The sequence below is a fragment of the Acetobacter indonesiensis genome (assembly GCF_000963945.1).
In the GTDB taxonomy this organism is placed as follows: domain Bacteria; phylum Pseudomonadota; class Alphaproteobacteria; order Acetobacterales; family Acetobacteraceae; genus Acetobacter; species Acetobacter indonesiensis.
In genome coordinates this window covers 1-17,824 of sequence record NZ_BAMW01000057.1, presented here as the reverse complement: position 1 = coordinate 17,824, position 17,824 = coordinate 1, and the positions used below count along the sequence as shown (strand labels likewise).

Below are 17,824 nucleotides of genomic sequence, written 5' to 3'. Positions count from 1 at the left end.
CTGTGTTGTGGCCGCGACGTGGGGTTGGAGGAAAAGCGAGCAGGCATCTGACGGGGGAGCAAATGGCAGAACTCTATTTCGATCATGCTGCAACCACACCGTGTGACCCACGTGTAACTGCGGTGATGATGGCGGTGCTGGAACAGGAAAACGGCAACCCCCATAGCGCTACCCACGAATCGGGCCGACGCGCTGCGACTTTGGTCGAAGCAGCGCGGCAGCACGTAGCGTCTTTAGTGGGAGCCGACCCGCGTGAGATCATTTTTACGTCTGGTGCAACAGAAGCCAATAATCTGGCCATAAAAGGGGCCGCCCGTCAGTTGGCCGCGCAGGGCGACACACGTAGGCGCGTGATAACAGTGGCAACCGAGCATAAATGTGTTCTGGAAAGTGTGCGTGATCTGGCTGCCGAGGGGTTTGAGCCTGTTATTCTGCCCGTGCAGCCCAATGGTCTGCTTGCGCCTGAAACGCTGGCGTGCGCGCTTGAGGTACCAACAGCGCTTGTCTCGCTCATGGCGGTAAATAATGAAACCGGTGTCGTGCAGGATTTCGCAACGCTTGCGCCACTTGTGCAGCAGGCCGGGGCTTTGCTGCATGCTGATCTGGCGCAGGCGGCTGGTAAAATACCGGTCGATGTAAAGGCTATGGGCCTCTCACTGGCGTCGGTTTCCTCGCACAAACTGTATGGGCCCAAGGGGGCCGGGGCTTTGTATGTGCGGCGGCGGCCGCGTGTCCGGATTCAACCCCTGTTTTCCGGGGGCGGGCAGGAACGCGGCTTACGGTCGGGCACCTTGCCGGGATTCCTGCTGGCCGGATTCGGTGAAGCGTGTCGCATAGCCAAGCTGGAACAACCTCATGATGCCGTGCATCTGACGCACCTTCGGCAGGTATTTCTGAAACGTCTGCTTCAGTGTCTGCCCGGCTGTATCGTAAATGCGGAAACAGCCCCACATCTGCCCGGTATCTTGAGTGTGCGTCTGCCTGCGGATATCCGGGCTGTCGATGTTGTCGAAGCTGTATCCGGGGTTGCTGTGTCCCTTGGTTCTGCCTGTTCTTCGGCAGAACTGGCACCGTCTTACGTGCTTGAAGCCATGGGTTTGACGCGCGATGAAGCGGGAAGAAGCTTGCGTCTGTCTCCCGGACGTTTTACCTCACCCGCCGAGGCGGAACGTGCGGCAGAGCTCCTGGCGCAGGCCGCCCTGCGGGTAAGCGGCCACCGCCTGCCCGAAAACACCGCATGCGTGTGAGACCCACCGCACGAAAAGACAGCCTTGGCAGGATAAAAGACGAATGCCCCAGATGACGTTTGTTGAGCAGGATGGAACAGAGCGTACGGTTGATGCGCCCCTAGGCCTTTCTGTGCTAGAAATTGCCCACAAGCATGGCATTGATCTGGAAGGCGCGTGCGAAGGCTCGCTGGCCTGTGCAACCTGTCATGTCATTGTTGATCCGTCCTGGGCACCTAAACTGAACGAACCCACGGATGATGAAGAAGATATGCTTGATCTGGCATTCGGACTGGAAAAGACGTCCCGTCTTGGGTGCCAGATTGTCATGACGGATGATCTGGACGGTCTGGTCGTGCGGTTGCCCCGTACGGCCTGAACCAAGGTTTAAGAAAAGAAAGGGAAGCGCCATGCGCATTCTTGTGGCCATGTCCGGGGGGGTGGACAGTTCCGTGGTTGCCGCCCGCCTTCAGGCAGAGGGGCACGAGGTCATTGGCGCCACCCTTCAGCTTTATGATTCGCGCGGTGCTGCCAAAAAAGGGGCCTGCTGTGCCGGGCAGGACATCCGCGATGCCCGCGCTGTGGCTGATCGCCTGGGTTTTCCGCATTACGTTATTGATGCGGAACGCCGCTTTCAGGACAGCGTGATTGAACGGTTTGCAGATGCCTATGCCGCGGGTGAAACTCCCGTGCCGTGCGTGGCCTGCAATCAGGGCGTGAAATTTACCGATCTGCTTGGCCTTGCGAAAGAAATCGGGGCAGATGCCATGGCTACTGGCCATTATGTGCGCCGTGTGGAAGGCCCGCAGGGGGTTGAACTGCATCGTCCGGTGGATAGTGCGCGCGATCAGTCATGGTTTCTATTCGCCACCACGCGTGAACAGCTTGAATTTCTGCGCTTCCCACTAGGGGACATGCCAGACAAAGCCGCGGTGCGTGACGATGCCGAGAAGTTTGGTCTGGTTGTTGCCGGTAAGCCGGACAGTCAGGACCTGTGTTTTGTCAGTGACGGATCATATGTTGATCTGGTTGAACGCATGCACCCCGAAATGGCGGGTCCGGGCGAGATTGTTGATAGCGCCGGTCAGGTTGTTGGTCACCATGAAGGCGTCATGCGCTTTACCGTGGGGCAGAGCAAACGTCTGGGAAATGCTGCCCGCCTGAATGGCGAACGCCAGATGGTGGTCGGCGTGGAGCCGGGGCGGCGTCGCGTCATTATTGGTCCGCGTGAACACTCCTTCGTCAGTTCCCTGTCAGTGCGGGATGTAAACTGGTTGGTTGATGCGCCGCCGGAGGGATTGTCCTGCCATGTGCAGATGCGCGCCCGTGAAGTGCCACGTCCGGCCCGTATTGTGCCAACAGCGGACGGGGCTCTGGTACATCTGACCGAACCTGCAATGCCCGCGCCCGGTCAGGCCTGTGTGTTTTATGATGGCACCCGTATTCTGGGTGGTGGTTTTATTCGCCGGGAAGCAAACGCCTCGGCAGCATGAAGGAAACAGAGACTATGGCAGACGGTCGTCTGGTTATTGGCACCCAGCGTTATTCTTCATGGTCTCTGCGTGGCTGGCTAATGGTCAAACTGGCCGACGTGCCCGTTTCGGTGGACGTCATACCACTGGAAGGCGGCGGCCAGACCCGTGCCCTGAAAACACTCTCGCCCAATGGGTGTGTCCCGTATCTGGAACATGATGGGGCTGTCGTGTGGGATTCGCTCTCCATTGCAGAATATTGTGCGGAATTTGCCCCCGGCTTGTGGCCTGCTGACCGGCGCGCACGCGCCGTTGCCCGATCTGTTGCAGCCGAAATGCATTCTGGTTTCCGGGGGGTACGCTCCACGCTGCCCATGAATCTGGGCCGGGATAATCGGCCACTGGCTAAGCCGCTTGAAGCCGATGTGCTGCAAGATATTGAGCGTATTGATGCTCTCTGGACCAATGCGCGCACGCGTTACGGGCAGGGTGGCCCCTTTTTGTTTGGTGCCCAGTTTGGAAATGCGGACGCCATGTTTGCCCCTGTTGTCTGCCGCTTTCTGTCTTACGGTGTGTCAGATTTATCAGACGATTCATTGGCTTACATGCAGGCTGTCCGCAACCATCCCCTCATGCAGGAATGGTACGATGCTGCGGCACGGGAACCGGAAGCATGGCATCTTGAACGGTACGAATCCATCGCCTAAGCGCAAGCGCTGTGGGTGGAGAGCAGGAAATGGTGCCTTCAACAACGGTTGCTGAAACGGCCTTTCAGGAAACAACAGGCCTGAAAGTTCTGACGGTGCTGCCGCCGCGTGAACGTTTTGCCCCCGGTGAGGCCGGGGCCATTTCCTTGTTAGTGCAACGGATGGCCGGAAGGGGAGAGGTGGTAGTCGGTCTACCGCCCGATGGCCCTCCGTTTGCCGGGATTTCTTTTGCCCCTGTGCAGCGCGTCTTTCGGCCCTTTAGTCGGATCAACCGTTATGCCGGTGGGGTGGCGCGTCTTGTGCGGCGTATGAAGCCAGACTTGCTGGAAATTCATAATCGGCCGGATGTTGCGTTAGCCCTGCGCAAATTATGCCCCACTGTGCCGGTGGTTCTGGTTCTCCATAATGATCCATGCGGTATGCGGCAGGCCCGCACTCCCGCTGAACGGGAGAAACTGGGGCAGGTTGCCGCCATTGTTGCTGTGTCAGAGTGGGTTCGCTCCCGGTTTGTCAGTCAGGATGTCAAAGCCTGCGTGCGTGTTCTGCCCAACAGTCTGGATATGGCAACCCTGCCGCCTTCACCTGTACAGCGGGAAAACCGACTGCTTTTTGCCGGTCGGGTTGTTGCGGACAAAGGGGCCGATGCTTTTGTGGCGGCCTGTGAGCAGATTCTTCCAAAATATCCTGACTGGCAGGCGGATATGATTGGGGCTGATCGCTTCGGCCCAGATTCGCCAGAGACACCGTTTCTATCGGGCTTGCGACCCAAGGCGCAGGCAGCCGGTGTTCATTTACGGGGGTATCAGCCGCATGATGTTGTGCTGAACGCAATGGCTGCGGCAGCCATTGTTGTGGTTCCCAGCCGTTGGCCCGAACCATTCGGCATGTCAGCGCTGGAGGCTATGGGGTGCGGCGCAGCGGTGGTGGCGTCTCATAAAGGCAGCCTGCCAGATGTGGTGGGCAACACCGGATTGTATGCCGACCCGGATAATCTAGCTGAACTGGTTTCTGTGCTTGAATGCCTGATAACAGATGCCCCCCTCCGGCAGGCAATGGGGCAGGATGCCCGGCAACGAGCATGGCTGTTTGATAACACTCTTGTGCGGGAAAAGCGCCGCTTGCTGCATCAGGATATTGTCAGGCAATGGCGCTGGAAAGGAACCTTTCAGGCCTGAAAAGCTGTCCTGTCATTGATACAGTGATGAAGCCTGAATCGGATGTCATTCTTGAAGGCAAACACTAGCGTGTGCCTCTCTTCCCGATGCTTCCCCTGCGACGTTATTTCACCCACCCACACTGGTTTAACGCCGCTTCCATTCCGGGGCGGGGGGAGGCTGTTGCCGTAATAGGTGGGCTAAACGGTAAGGTAAGGCTGCGGGCCAGAAGATGCAGCCCTTCAGGATGTGGAGTGCCATAGAGTGTGTCACCCAGAATGGGCCACCCCATAGCGGCGCAATGCACCCGAGCCTGATGTGTGCGCCCTGTGTGGAGCGAAAGCTCAAGCCAGCAAAGTGAGTCGGTACGCCCGAGCACCCGCCAGGATGTGCGTGAGGTTGCCCCCTGTTGATTGACGACCATACGCCAGCCGGTACGATCACTCTGCTTCAAAAGGGGCAGGTCGATTGTGCCTGATTGTTCAGTAGGGCCACCATGCACAACAGCCCAGTAAGTTTTCTGGGCTGTTTTGTCTGCAAACGCTTGCTGCATGGCTAGTAGTGGCTGCTTGCGGAGGGCTATGGCCAGACATCCGGATGTTTCAGTATCCAGCCTGTGGGCCAGCCAAGGCCCATCTTTGCGGCGGGACAGAAACGGAAAACAGTCTTCCACACTTGCCCCTCCTTTCGGCCCCGCATGTGCGGGAATACCGGCTGGTTTATCCAGAATGACCACATGCTGATCTTGATACAGCAGGGTCAGCAGAAAAGGCGGGGTGGAGGGACGACTCATTCCTCGCGCGCAGGGCCGACCAGAACTTTGCGGCGGCCAACATGATCTGCGCGGCTGATAATGCCTTCCTTTTCCATCTGTTCAATCAGTTTGGCAGCGCGGTTATACCCTATTGAAAGATGACGCTGCACAAAGGACGTCGAAGCCTTGCCTTCACGCGTTACAATGGCAACGGCTTCATCATACATGTCAGATTCGCCACCATCTCCACCGCCGCCTGATTTACCGCTGCCGCTGGAGGGCGCTTCTTCAACGGGTTCAGCCAGCACGTCATCATCATAAATGGGCTCGCCCTGTTCTTTCAGGAAGTTGACAACCTGCTCAACCTCGCTGTCGGCCACAAACGGTCCATGCACACGGGTAATGCGGCCACCACCCTGCATAAACAGCATGTCACCCTGACCTAGCAGCTGTTCCGCGCCCTGTTCCCCCAGAATGGTCCGGCTATCGAACTTGCTGATCACCTGGAAGGAGATACGGGTTGGGAAGTTGGCCTTGATAGTGCCGGTAATGACGTCCACAGACGGGCGTTGTGTTGCCATAATAACGTGAATACCCGCAGCACGTGCTTTCTGCGCCAGACGCTGTACGCAGGCATCAATTTCCTTCCCCGCTGTCATCATCAGGTCTGCCATTTCGTCAATAATTACGACGATGTACGGCATGGGGTCGAGCGTTACAGACTGTTCCTCAAAAATCGGATTGCCGGATTCAGGGTCAAAGCCTGTCTGCACGCGCCGCACAACAACTTCACCATCAGCCCGGGCTTCGGCTGCGCGCGCGTTATAGCCAGCAATATTACGGACCTGTAGATGCGCCATTGTGCGATAACGCCGGTCCATTTCGCGCACGACCCATTTCAAGGCGTTCACGGCTTTCGGGGGTTCTGTCACCACTGGTGTCAGCAGGTGCGGAATCCCGTCATAAATTGAGAGTTCCAGCACTTTGGGGTCAATCATGATCAGGCGGCACTCATCCGGCGACAGCCGGTAGAGCAACGACAGAATCATCGCATTCACCCCAACAGATTTACCAGACCCCGTTGTCCCTGCCACCAGCAGGTGCGGCATGCGGGCAAGGTCACTGAAGATAGGCTCGCCAGCAATATCTTTACCAAGTGCCAGCGAAAGGTGCGCCGGGTCTTCCTGCCAGGTTGACTGGTTCAGCAATTCAGAAAGGTAAACAGTTTCACGAGTCTGGTTGGGAACTTCAATCCCGATTACATTGCGGCCCGGTACGGTCGCAATACGAACACTTAAAACGGACAAGGAACGCGCAACGTCATCCGCCAGCCCGATCACGCGGGCTGACCGGATGCCTGCTGCGGGTTCAAGTTCATACAGCGTGACGACGGGGCCAGCGCTCATCCCGACAATGGTGCCCTGAACGCCGTAATCGGCCAGCACCTGCTCCAGCATACGGGCTGTAGCGTTCAGTGCTTCGGGGGAGGGACCGTATTGAGTATGGCTGGGGGCAGGTTTCAGCAGGGACAGCGGCGGCAGTTCCCATCCGCCTTTTTTGGCGGAGGCTGCGTTGCGTGATGCTGGGCTGTTTCCGTTTTCCTTGCCTGTAAACAGACGTCCCAACAGGCCGTTTTTAGCAGGTTGAGCAACAGGCGCAGGGTGTGGTGCAAGGGCTGGACTGGCTTGCGGTGCAGGATCTTCCCGCAGAGCCGGAGGCAGCGTGACAGGCATGCTTGCCCCATCATCTTCACGCAGGGCAAGGGCTGTTCCCGGCGGTGTATGGGGGGCAAGGGACAGATCATCTTCGTCATCGTCTTCAAACAGGGCGCGAGATGATGCATGGCTGGGCGCGTAAGACGTTTCCTCGCCCGTTGCATACCCACTGCCGGCATAGCCTGTTGCGACGCGATCAGTTTGAGGTTTGCGGCTGGCGTAGTAACGCACAAACCGCATGCTCATCTGCCCTGGAAAGCGGATAACGGTCATGAAACCACGCCATAGGGTCAGCCACTCCTGTCGGCGAAGCCCGGTTCCTAATGCCAATAACAGGCAGCACAACAGAAGCCCCAGAATCCAGACAACCATTCCCCCTGCCGGGCCGATAGCGGCAGTGCCTGCGGATAGCGATGTCTGGGCAATGGAAAAACCTATGCCGCCACCAATACCAGCTTCGGTTGGCCAGTGAATGGGCGGGAGTGCTGTAAACTGGAGGGGAATACCAGCCAGTAGCGCGCCACTAACAGGAAGCAGACAGAGTATGGCCACCAGCCGCAGCAGGAACACGACCAGAGATTCATGACCAAGCAGACGGTGGCTCATGAAACGCCACCCCCAGGCCATCAGAATCAAGGACGGTAGAACAGCCGCAATCCCGATTCCCTGTAACAGCGTGTCAGAAAGCACAGCACCAAACATGCCCAGCAGATTGGTGGGGGCTTGCCCCGTGGCGGTATTGAAAGAGGGGTCTTTGGGGTTGTAGGTGGCCAAGGCAACCAGAACGGCGCAGGCAAGCAGACACAGAAGAATGCCCCCACCTTCTTCAAGGCGCAGGCGCAGCGCGCTTTTATAGGTCGGGATAACATAGTCGGCAGATCGTGGGTGGCTTGCTCGCGCCAAAGGTCTGGATCCTGACTCCAAGAGGCCTGAAGAGACGCAGCATCGGGGCTGCCGTTCTTTTCAGGACAGTTAAAACAAAGGCTTCGTTCAGAAACGGTGGCTTAACCTACCGTGATCTGCTGTTCTAAAGAAGGTTTGTAAGGCAGAGTTTTGGCAAAAGCCCAATTTTTTCAGGCTTAACCGAACAGAAACCAAACTTGGAAGACCAACTGTTCCAGTTTTTCGTGTCTTCGTAATTGCTGTAGCTGCCGCAAAATGGAGAATCGGGCTTGAACGCCACCGACTCCTCGACGTAGGCCGTTTGCAATGAAAATCAGGTTTTTCTGGTTATCGGGGGTCAGCATCTGTTTGCGCTGCATCAGATACATTGTGTTAGCGCGGAAGATGCTCATGAAAAGCCGTGGTCCGCGCTTTAAGGCGGCAAAAGCCCGTTTGGCAAATTGCACATGTGCCCCGACGGCATTCTGGCCATGCTGACGGTAAAACAGGCAGGGCTCATTATCTAAGTGAATAACGCCGCCTGCGCCGGTAACCATCAGATAGGCCCACCAGTCGTGCAGAATATGCTGCGGCGCAGGCAGAGCTTTTTTTAATAATTCAGCCCCGGCGGGAGACAGAAGAAGAGTACAGCCCGTAGCAATATTCTGTGTCAGCGCCGCCAGAAAAGAAGTCTGGTCTGGTAAAGATGGAGAGAGACCCAGAGGAGACAGAGACTTATCCGTTAGCATCTGTCTGGCACAGTAAAGGCTTGGTTGTGCGGTGAAGGGAGCCAGAGCATTCAGGCCGCGTTCAAGTTTGTCCGGGAACCAGACATCATCCTGATCGCAGAACGCGACGGCTGTGCCAGAGGGAACTGCGGCCAAAAGTTTTGTATATGAGGCTGTGACACCAATGTGCTGTCCGTTTTGATCGCTTATCAGAACACATCGATCTTCTCCGACCTTCTGGGAGAAGGCTTTCATGAAAGAAAGAGAGGAGTCTGTAGATCCGTCATCCCGCCAGTATAAAACCCAGTTTGTATGTGTTTGGGTTTCAAGTGAGGCGAGTTGTTCCGCTAAATACTTTGCTCCGTTATAAAGAGACAGTAAAATACTAACGGAATTATTGGATTCACTATGCGCAGAGGCGTGTCCGGGCAAAATGCTCTGACTGTCTTTCTGCACACAGTGTCCTTTTAGGTCAGTCAGGCACGGTTATTGAAATGTGACCGTGCCTGTTAGTCTTTGTAGAGGTCAGGCTTGAGTAAAAATCTGATCTACTGTTTGTTTTACACTGTCTTCCCACGCAGGCATAGTCACCCCGAAGACGCGGGTTAGCTTTGAATTATCCATACGGGAATCTGCCGGGCGCTTGGCGGGCGTTGGCCAGTCTTGCGTACGAATGGCAGAAACTTCAGGCATGGCCTGCCCATGCGCAGCTGCATCTTTCAGGGCAGCAACGGCCAGCCCATGCCATGTGGTGTCCCCTGTGCCGCAAACGTGGTAGATGCCGGCGAAATCCGCTTTCCAGCCATCTTTTTCAATAATGGCTAGTACAGACAGAATAGCCCGTGCCAGATCATCTGAACTGGTTGGATTGCCTTTTTGGTCCCCAACAACTTTCAGAGCAGGGTTTTTGGCACCAGCATTCAACATGGTGCGCACAAAGTTCTTGCCGTGGGCTGAATAGACCCATGACGTGCGGAAAATCAGGGTCTTGGGGTTAGCTGCGAGAGCCAGCTTTTCCCCTTCGGCTTTGGTCGAGCCGTACACTGTTTCAGGAGAAACCGCATCGGTTTCAACGTAAGGCGCGCCTTTGTCACCAGAAAACACGTAATCCGTCGAAACATGAATCAGCGGAGTGTCACGCTCTGCACACAGACGCGCCAGCTCTGCCGGGCCGCTGGTATTGGCGCGGGCTGCCCCAGCCTGTTCGGTTTCAGCCAGATCTACGGCTGTCCATGCGGCTGCATTGACAACAGCAACAGGTTTAACAGCATCAAGTGTAGCGGCCAGCGTTTCAGGTTTATCAAAGTCGAAAGCCGGGCGGCCCACGCACTTGATGCGCCGTCCACCTAAATTAACCAGAGATGTTGCCAGCTGGCCTGTCCCACCTGTTACCAGAATGGGACCGCCCTCGGGTGCCAGAATACTCATCTGTTTCTGCTCCGTGTCTTATAGGTGAAACCAGCCTTTGGCTGCTGAAAATTCTGGTGCTTCAAGGTCTTTTTCAGATAGCACGGCTTCTTCGGCTTTAATGGGCCAATCAATCGCCAGTTCAGCACTGTTCCAGATTACAGCGCGTTCAGAGGCTTTGTCATACAGCCCGGTGCATTTGTACTGCACTTCCGCATTTTCAGTCAGTGTGCAGAAACCGTGCAGAAAGCCCGGTGGAATCCACAGCTGTGACCAATTTTCTTCAGACAGTTCGGCTGCGACCCATTTGCCGTAAGTGGGGGAGCCAGTACGGGCGTCAACAGCCACGTCCCAGATGGCCCCTTTGGTGCACCGCACCAGTTTTCCCTGCGCATGCGGGTCGAGCTGGCAGTGCAGGCCGCGGACGACCCCTTTCTGCCGGGAGAGACTCTGGTTGTCCTGCACAAATGGCTGGGCAATCCCGGCATCACGCATGCGGTCAACATTATAGGTTTCTGAAAAGAAACCACGATTATCGCCAAAACGTGGGGGGGTCACCAGAATGACATCCGGGATGGCGAGACGTTCGACTTTCATGGGGTTAATGCTCCAGGCTGAAAGGTATGATAAAAAGGGACTTAGGTTCCTGCAGGGTCAGAGTCTGCAATTTGCAGAAGCAGGCGACCGAGTTCCGTCTTGCCCATACGCTGTGCGTGGGTACGCAACTGGTTTGCATCAATAAAACCAAGGCGATACGCTACCTCGGCTGGTGATCCCACCAACATGCCCTGTCGGGCTTGAATGGTATGAACAAACTGGCCGGCTTCCATCAGGCTGTCAGGCAGACCTGCATCAAGCCAGGCACACCCACGGCCCAACCGGTCAACGTGGAGAGACCCTTCTTCCAGATAGAAGCGGTTAAGGTCTGTAATTTCCAACTCGCCACGGGCAGAAGGCTTTACGCGCTTTGCAAACTCCAGAACGCGGTTGTCATAGAAATACAGTCCAGTCACAGCCCAGTTAGAGGGAGCTTCCTTGGGTTTTTCAACAATGCTAAGAGCACGTCCGGTCTCATCAAATGTGACCACACCATACCGCTCCGGATCGCGGACCTGATAGGCGAACACGGTTGCCCCTTTGGGTCGCAGAGCCGCACTTTGCAGGGCTGCACTCAAATGGTCGGCAAAAATCAGATTATCACCCAGCGCCAGCGCACAAGGCGCATCGCCCAGCCAGTCTTCAGCAATCAGAAATGCCTGAGGAATCCCATCGGGAGATTCCTGGACACGGTACGTAAAGGTCACACCAAACTGGGACCCATCGCCCAGCAGACGTTTGAACTGCGGCAGATCAGCAGGGGTGCTGATAATCATGATGTCCTTGATCCCTGCCAGCATCAGCGTGGACAAAGGATAATAGACCATCGGCTTATCATAGACAGGCAGAAGCTGTTTGCTTGCTGCCAGCGTCATTGGATAAAGGCGCGTGCCGGAGCCACCGGCCAGCAGAATGCCCTTCATGGGCGTGGCGACTGCGGGTTTCTGTGTCATTCTGCTGCGGTTCCCAGACGGTTTCCAGTATAGCGGCGGGCGCGGATAGCTTCCCACCAGTCACGATTATCCAGATACCACTGCACCGTACGGCGGATACCGGTTTCAAAGTCGTGTTTGGCTTTCCAGTCCAAGGCTTTTTCAGCATGGGTTGGATCAATTTCATAACGGAAATCATGGCCCGGTCTGTCGGTTACAAAGCGGATCAGGCGCTCACGCGGACCTTGGGCGTCCGGGGACAGTTCATCCAGAACCTTACAGATGGTTTTGACGACTTCCAGATTGGTGCGGGGCTGGCGGGCACCAATGGCGTAGGTTTCGCCGGGCACACCGTTTTCTACTGCTTTGACCAAGGCTTCAGCGTGATCTTCGACAAACAGCCAGTCACGGACATTGGCACCGTCACCATAGACGGGCAGATCCTTGCCTTCGATAGCGTTGATCGTGATCAGCGGGATGAGCTTTTCCGGGAAGTGCCAGATCCCGTAATTGTTTGTCGTGTTGGTCACGAAAGTTGGCAGACCATAGGTATGGTACCAAGCACGCACCAGATGGTCAGAAGAGGCTTTGCTGGCCGAATATGGGCTACGCGGATCGTAAGGTGTCGTTTCTGTAAACGGCGGATCGTTTGGTTCCAGAGCACCGAAAACTTCATCCGTCGAAATATGGTGGAAGCGGAACGCTTCACGGTCAGCTTTATCAAGCGTCAGCCAATATTTCCGGGCGGCTTCAAGCAGGGAATATGTGCCAACCACGTTGGTCTGAATGAACACGCCCGGCCCGTCGATCGAACGGTCCACATGGCTTTCTGCCGCCAGATGCATGACGGCATGCGGCCGGAATGTTTCAAACAGGCGGCTCATCTCGCTGCCGTTCACGATGTTTGCGCGTGCAAACTCGTAGCGCCCGCTGTCAGGCGCGTTTTCAACGGTTTCTTCCGATGCCGCATAGGTCATGCAGTCAACATTCAGAACCGTATGGTTGGTTGCTTTTATAATATGCCGGATTACCGCAGACCCGATAAACCCACACCCGCCTGTCAATAAGATACGCATTGAGATTCCGCTCTTGTGGACCAAAAAGGCACTCTTAAAATTTACATACTAGGCATAACCCAGAAGATCAGCCTTCACCAGTAATCATGTAAAATTTGCGAATTTAAGGCATACGGAGATATTGAAATACAAATGTCACAGAGCGTTAGAAGTGGGTTGGAACGAGAATATGTTTGCTGAAAACCTGACAGAAACGCTTCTTAAAGTATTACAAAGGCCAGAATTAAAGGTTTTGGCACCATCTTGTTATATTCAACTTGACCCTTCTATCGGTCTTCCTTTTCAGGTCGATCAGAGTCAGGGAATTATTCTTGGTGCTCCCTGTCTTGGGGAGGAATCAGTTGTCGCATTTCATCTGCGCCATGCGCTTGAACTGGCTGTTTTACTAAAAAATACGGCACCGTCCGTTCTTGATATTACAAAAATCACCCTGATGGCGGCCAGAACGACGGCACGGTGCTGGTCTTTGGATAGTGTGCCGGAAAGTAGGCTGCCGGAGTCTTGGGTGCGTGTCTTTAGTGATGTACAACCACCCGCTCTGTCTTTTCTTCAAGAAATCAGTCCAACGCTTTGTTCCCTTCTTGAAGTCAGCCCAGATCTGGCGGCTCTTACGCTGTCAGACTGGGAACGTCTGCATGTCTGGTTGAGCGATGCCTGGCATCTGATTGGACCGGTGGAAGACCTTATGGCTGAAGGAGGGGACGCTCGGCTAAGCGTAGGGCGTCGTTCAGGCTTAAACCATTACGGTTGCTCTCATCGTCCGCGCCCATGGGCGATTACGTTTGCATCATCAACAGCATCCTCTCTGTCAGAACGGGGATTTGCTGGGGGTGAAGCCCTGCGTCTTCAACTGATGAGGGCTGTCTTACAAGGGCAAGCCCTCTCATTTTTGCAGCAGAAAATGCAGGATATGCGGGCTTTTTTGGCTGACTTCTTTGGCATCGAAGACACGGACGCTGTTGTCCTTTCAGCATCTGGCACGGATAGCGCGTTGGCTGTTCTTGCTTTGTCTTCTGCCTGCGGTGCACCAGTCACCACCATATTGACGGCCCCAGACGAAACAGGGAGCGGAATCCCGCTTGCGGCGAAAGGATGCCACTTTGCTCATGAAACGGCTATGGGCATTACTGTTGAGAAAGGAGCACTCATTGACGGCTTCGCGCCCGATACAAAATGCCTCACCATTCCTCTTAGAAATGAGGAAGGAGGCTTATATCCGGCTTCAGACGTTATTCGTGCCTGCCAGACAATGGTGGCTGAAGAAGTGGCGCAGGGCCGTCGAGTGCTTCTGCATGTGCTTGATCTGTCTAAAACCGGTCTTCTAGCCCCGGATATGGAGGCAGTTGCGGCTTTGTGTGCGGCTTATCCCGGTCAGCTTGATGTGGTGGTTGATGCCTGTCAGGCGCGGCTTATGCCAGACAGAATAGCCGCCTACATGGCTCAAGGCTGGGCCGTTATGGTGACCGGGTCAAAATTTTTTACTGGCCCTCCCTTCTGCGGCGCATTGCTTTTGCCTCCAAATTGGAAAGACCGGCTTCAGGCAGCTTCATTGCCAGCAGGGTTGGTGGCTTATGCCAATTGCTGCGAATGGCCAGCCAGTCCGGCGTGTCGCGTGTTGGGGAATGGGGCCAATCATGGATTATTGCTACGCTGGGCTGCGGCACGAGCTGAAATGGAGGCTTTTGCTGCCGTTCCTGCGAATGTGGTGTCAGACCGGCTAGGGCGTTTTTTACATGCTGTCATGACGATTATTTTCAATCAGCCAGACTTGCAGTTGCTGACCCCATATGTGCCGCAACGTCCAATCATTGCCCATGATTGGGACAGGCAGCAGACAATTCTTTCTTTCATGGTGCGGGCACCCGAAGCGGAGGATATTGATACCCCCCTTGATTTCGATCGATGTCGCAAATTGTACCAATGGCTAAACGCGGATGTCTCCGCTTTTGTACCGCCTGAACACCGGACGCTGGGGGCGCTCCTGTGTCACCTTGGCCAGCCGGTCGCTCTGCTGCATCCCCATGCGCGCGGCGGTAAAGCTGCGGCTTTGCGGCTTTCAGCGGGTGCGCGCCTCATTTCAGGGGAACCATCGCATGATGGACTGGGGGCGAGCGCCAGACTGGAACGGGAAATTGCTGACGCAGGTAAGGTTCTGGCCAAAATCAGCCTGATTCTGGCTTATTGGCAGCCTATCGAGCAGGCTGACCCTTCCCCTTCTTATGCACCGCGGTCACAGGCTGGTATTTTTATCCACGATGTGCCGCCTGACGCGAGGAGCAGCCACATATACGGCAACGGAAAGCGTGACAGCGTCACGATTTCTTCGCTTGCCTTGGGGCAATCCTGATCGCACAACAGCGTTATGACTGTGACAGCTTCTCCGACCAAAGTAACGCAAACCAATCAGGGTAATTTTCTGGACACGCCGCAACTGGCGTCAGGCGTGACCCGCTTCTGGCTGATTCGCCATGCACTGGTGGAACAGAATGCCCGGCTTAGCCTCTATGGCACGCTAGATGTGCCTCTGTGCCCCGATAGTCTGATTGCCCAACGCCCCATGTATGAAGCGCTGGCAGCCCGTTTGCCTAAAAAAGCAAACTGGCTTGTGAGCCCTCTTTCACGAACGCGCTGCACGGCGGAGGCAATTCAGGATGCCGGATACGGCACAGCCCAGCTCACGGTCGAGCCCGCATTGATAGAGCAGGACCTCGGGGCATGGCAGGGTATGGCGCACCATGAACTGCCACACCATCTGCATCTGGCACCCCATCCCTTCTGGTCAGTGTCAGCGTCTGAATGCCCCCCTAATGGTGAGAGCATGATTGATGTCTGTGCCCGTGTGGGGCGTGGGCTTGATCGGCTGGCGGAAGCATATGCCGGACAAGACGTCGTTGCCGTTAGCCACGGTGGCGCAATCCGTGCGGCACTGGCCCATGCATTGCGTATTCACGCTGAAACAGCGCTTCATTTTTCCATCCAGAACCTTTCTCTCACCATTCTGGAACGGCTGGAAGAAGGGTGGCGTGTGGTAACTGTTAACGAGTTGCCGGGTATCTGATCTACACTTTGTTCAGAAAGTTCTGGTCGCTCTATTCAGGGGCGTCCAGAACTTTGCTGTTGCTGTTGCTGTTGCTGTTGCTGTTGCTGTTGCTGTTGCTCGCGTGGGGAAGTGGCATTTTGAGGTCCGGCAGAGTTATCAGACGACTTTTTTTCTGTCCTGTCGTTCTCTGTCGGTGGTGCAAGTGGTCTAGCATTCTGTGGGTCTGAAGCGGGGCTACTTTTCTGATTCTGCTCGTCCTGTGCATCATCCTCTGTATGCAAAGCGGACAGAGGCACACCCTTTAGCGGTGATTTTTCGGTCACAGGGATATCCGGGCCTTTTGCGTCCCATGCATCAACGGGCGGTAACGGCTTTTGGGATTCCTGATCAGCCATCGGGTTTTTATCAAGAACAGTCCTGGTTTTCTGCGGATAGCGGTTCATCAGACCAAGCAGTGTTCCGTTTGTCCACCCAAAGCCAACCTGCATGGGGTATTCACCACCCCCTTTACCTCCTGTTGGGCTGATTTCTGGAGAAACGACATCATATTTCTCTAATAGAACACCACTTTTTTCAAAGGTTCCGATAACACGGGCCATCCAGCGTCGGCCTATTTCAGCGGCTAGACTGTCATGGCCATATTGTTCCAGCCCTTTAATGGCCATCCATTGCTCCGGTGCCCAGCCATTCGGGGAATCCCATTGCTGGCCGGTGACGCGGTCAGTCACTGTCAGGCCCCCCACATGCAAAAGACGTTTTTCAATAGTTTTGGCAACAGCATCCGCATTTTCTTGGGGGGCTAGGTGCAGAAACAGGGGCACAGCAGTAGCTGTTGATAAAACATCAAGCTGTTTCTGGGTTTTCCAATTATAATCGTAATAGGCACCTTCCTGTGCATTCCACAGATAATGATTGATAGCAGCTTGAAGATGTTTAGCCTGTTCTGCGTAAAAAGCAGATTTTGTCTTGTCGTTGCTTAAGGCATAGGCATGGGATAAGGTCTGCATCAGGTGCACGATCAGGCAGTTATACTCAATAGTTATTAAAGATGTTGCCTGAATGGTAGAAAGGGTTTTTCCGTCGGCTAACCACCGTGACGAATAATCCCACCCTGTTTCTGCCCCGGCGCGGAGGTCACGCCATAACTCATTCGGGTTGCGGTGTGTTTGTCTTGCTGTTTCCTGATCTTGCGGGAAGCTCTCGTCACGGGGTGTGTTCATATCATCCCACGGACGGAACATGACGGTGCCATCAGATAGTTTAACCGCATGCCGCCACGCACTTCCCGGCTGTAAGGTCGCGGCCCCATCTGTCCAGTAATCATATTCTCGCTGAAGTGTCGGCAAGAATGATGTGTAAACAACCTGCCCATCGTGACTGGCTAACAGATCGAGCATGACCGAAAAAAATGGGGGTTGGGAGCGCCCAAGGTAATAGGTTCTGTTCCCATTCGGCATGTGACCATAGCGGTCAATCAGGGACGCAATATCACGTACCACGTTGCGCATCAGGTCAATGCGTTCGTCCTCGTAAAGGCCGATCATGGTAAAATATGTGTCCCAGTAATATATTTCTGAAAATCTTCCACCTGGAACAATATATTTGTGTGGAAGGGGCAATAAGGAGGACCACGGAATGGGGGCATCCGCGTCCCGTGTCAGCACGTCCCACATGCCGGTAATGTAATCACGCACATTTTCACCCGGCTTGCGCGAGTAAGAGGCTGACCGTAAAACCGGAACAGTAAAATGTTGTGACACAAACAGCTTTAGATTGAAGCCCGGTAAATCTTTCTGCTGCTTCCATGCAGCCACCAGATCAGCGGGGGACTGATCTGGAATGGCATCGGCAACGGCTTTGGGGTCTGTGAAAATACGGGCGTCATGAATAGCCGCAAATAAATCCCCCAAAGCAATGGACGGCGGCCGCAGATCCTGCGGAACAGAGACGGGCTTTTTGTCTGCCGGAGCGGGCGGACGTTGGTCAAACAGTTTAGCTTCTACTGCGGGTGTAGCCTCCTGTGCTTCAGCATTCCCATGGGCAGCGTAAGAGACGCTTGTCAGCGCAGACCTACCGGTTTTGTCGTCAGGAGCAGGAGCAGGAGCAGGAGCAGGAGCAGGAGCAGGAGCAGGAG

At 55.2% G+C, this 17,824-nt stretch carries 15 protein-coding genes; 7 read left to right on the top strand and 8 right to left on the bottom strand.

Going from position 1 to position 17,824, the window contains the following annotated elements; genetic code table 11:
* The first annotated feature begins 62 nt into the window (after nucleotides 1–62).
* From Abin_RS12455 to Abin_RS12435, 5 genes are read left to right on the top strand one after another with little or no spacing between them, the layout of a single operon-like run.
* On the top strand, nucleotides 63–1,247 hold the full coding sequence (locus Abin_RS12455; RefSeq protein ID WP_048847421.1) for a cysteine desulfurase family protein: 1,185 nt from the start codon (nucleotides 63–65) through the stop codon (nucleotides 1,245–1,247).
* Between the two features lie 43 nt (nucleotides 1,248–1,290).
* Nucleotides 1,291–1,605, top strand: a complete 315-nt coding sequence (locus Abin_RS12450; RefSeq protein ID WP_048847419.1) for a ferredoxin family 2Fe-2S iron-sulfur cluster binding protein — start codon at nucleotides 1,291–1,293, stop codon at nucleotides 1,603–1,605.
* 31 nt (nucleotides 1,606–1,636) lie between these two features.
* Complete coding sequence (mnmA, locus tag Abin_RS12445; RefSeq protein ID WP_048847417.1) at nucleotides 1,637–2,719, top strand: tRNA 2-thiouridine(34) synthase MnmA; 1,083 nt, start codon at nucleotides 1,637–1,639, stop codon at nucleotides 2,717–2,719.
* Between the two features lie 14 nt (nucleotides 2,720–2,733).
* The gene (locus tag Abin_RS12440) at nucleotides 2,734–3,405 is read left to right on the top strand and encodes a glutathione S-transferase family protein (protein WP_048847415.1); all 672 of its coding nucleotides are present in this window, start codon (nucleotides 2,734–2,736) and stop codon (nucleotides 3,403–3,405) included.
* Nucleotides 3,406–3,434: 29 nt separating this feature from the next.
* A complete protein-coding gene (locus tag Abin_RS12435) occupies nucleotides 3,435–4,580 on the top strand; it encodes a glycosyltransferase family 4 protein (protein ID WP_048847414.1) in 1,146 nt (381 codons plus the stop codon).
* A gap of 103 nt (nucleotides 4,581–4,683) precedes the next feature.
* Here the strand turns inward: Abin_RS12435 and Abin_RS12430 are convergent, their stop codons facing one another.
* The 7 genes from Abin_RS12430 to rfbB form a co-directional block, all read right to left on the bottom strand.
* Nucleotides 4,684–5,352, bottom strand: coding sequence for an RluA family pseudouridine synthase (locus Abin_RS12430; protein WP_084593630.1), 669 nt, complete (start codon nucleotides 5,350–5,352; stop codon nucleotides 4,684–4,686).
* Entirely contained in the window at nucleotides 5,349–7,931 is a 2,583-nt protein-coding gene (locus Abin_RS12425; RefSeq protein WP_048847412.1) for an FtsK/SpoIIIE family DNA translocase, read from the bottom strand. The genes Abin_RS12430 and Abin_RS12425 overlap by 4 nt, the downstream gene beginning before the upstream one ends.
* 176 nt (nucleotides 7,932–8,107) lie before the next feature.
* On the bottom strand, nucleotides 8,108–9,094 hold the full coding sequence (locus Abin_RS12420) for a glycosyltransferase family 2 protein (protein WP_084593629.1): 987 nt from the start codon (nucleotides 9,092–9,094) through the stop codon (nucleotides 8,108–8,110).
* Nucleotides 9,095–9,163: 69 nt separating this feature from the next.
* Nucleotides 9,164–10,066, bottom strand: a complete 903-nt coding sequence (rfbD, locus tag Abin_RS12415) for a dTDP-4-dehydrorhamnose reductase (RefSeq protein ID WP_048847410.1) — start codon at nucleotides 10,064–10,066, stop codon at nucleotides 9,164–9,166.
* An 18-nt stretch (nucleotides 10,067–10,084) separates the two neighbouring features.
* Entirely contained in the window at nucleotides 10,085–10,642 is a 558-nt protein-coding gene (gene rfbC, locus Abin_RS12410) for a dTDP-4-dehydrorhamnose 3,5-epimerase (RefSeq protein ID WP_048847408.1), read from the bottom strand.
* A 41-nt stretch (nucleotides 10,643–10,683) separates the two neighbouring features.
* Entirely contained in the window at nucleotides 10,684–11,595 is a 912-nt protein-coding gene (gene rfbA / locus Abin_RS12405; RefSeq protein ID WP_048847407.1) for a glucose-1-phosphate thymidylyltransferase RfbA, read from the bottom strand.
* Nucleotides 11,592–12,650 (bottom strand): dTDP-glucose 4,6-dehydratase, encoded by a 1,059-nt coding sequence (gene rfbB, locus Abin_RS12400; RefSeq protein WP_048847405.1) that lies wholly within the window; start codon nucleotides 12,648–12,650, stop codon nucleotides 11,592–11,594. The genes rfbA and rfbB overlap by 4 nt, the downstream gene beginning before the upstream one ends.
* A gap of 232 nt (nucleotides 12,651–12,882) precedes the next feature.
* Between rfbB and Abin_RS12395 the strand changes: the two genes are divergently transcribed.
* Both Abin_RS12395 and Abin_RS12390 read left to right on the top strand, forming a co-directional pair.
* A complete protein-coding gene (locus tag Abin_RS12395) occupies nucleotides 12,883–14,997 on the top strand; it encodes a hypothetical protein (RefSeq protein WP_181015042.1) in 2,115 nt (704 codons plus the stop codon).
* A 21-nt stretch (nucleotides 14,998–15,018) separates the two neighbouring features.
* On the top strand, nucleotides 15,019–15,708 hold the full coding sequence (locus tag Abin_RS12390; RefSeq protein WP_370684441.1) for a histidine phosphatase family protein: 690 nt from the start codon (nucleotides 15,019–15,021) through the stop codon (nucleotides 15,706–15,708).
* Nucleotides 15,709–15,743: 35 nt separating this feature from the next.
* Here Abin_RS12390 and treF read toward each other — a convergent pair.
* Nucleotides 15,744–17,824: alpha,alpha-trehalase TreF (gene treF, locus Abin_RS12385; RefSeq protein WP_373854438.1), on the bottom strand; the 2,081-nt coding region annotated here is incomplete at its 5' end.

Excerpts from the sequence above, each read along its gene's own strand:
- Abin_RS12455 (WP_048847421.1), top strand. The coding sequence starts at position 63 with ATGGCAGAACTCTATTTCGATCATGCTGCAACCACACCGTGTGACCCA.
- Abin_RS12450 (WP_048847419.1), top strand. The coding sequence starts at position 1,291 with ATGCCCCAGATGACGTTTGTTGAGCAGGATGGAACAGAGCGTACGGTT.
- mnmA (WP_048847417.1), top strand. The coding sequence starts at position 1,637 with ATGCGCATTCTTGTGGCCATGTCCGGGGGGGTGGACAGTTCCGTGGTT.
- Abin_RS12440 (WP_048847415.1), top strand. The coding sequence starts at position 2,734 with ATGGCAGACGGTCGTCTGGTTATTGGCACCCAGCGTTATTCTTCATGG.
- Abin_RS12435 (WP_048847414.1), top strand. The coding sequence starts at position 3,435 with ATGGTGCCTTCAACAACGGTTGCTGAAACGGCCTTTCAGGAAACAACA.
- Abin_RS12430 (WP_084593630.1), bottom strand. The coding sequence starts at position 5,352 with ATGAGTCGTCCCTCCACCCCGCCTTTTCTGCTGACCCTGCTGTATCAA.
- rfbD (WP_048847410.1), bottom strand. The coding sequence starts at position 10,066 with ATGAGTATTCTGGCACCCGAGGGCGGTCCCATTCTGGTAACAGGTGGG.
- rfbC (WP_048847408.1), bottom strand. The coding sequence starts at position 10,642 with ATGAAAGTCGAACGTCTCGCCATCCCGGATGTCATTCTGGTGACCCCC.
- rfbA (WP_048847407.1), bottom strand. The coding sequence starts at position 11,595 with ATGACACAGAAACCCGCAGTCGCCACGCCCATGAAGGGCATTCTGCTG.
- rfbB (WP_048847405.1), bottom strand. The coding sequence starts at position 12,650 with ATGCGTATCTTATTGACAGGCGGGTGTGGGTTTATCGGGTCTGCGGTA.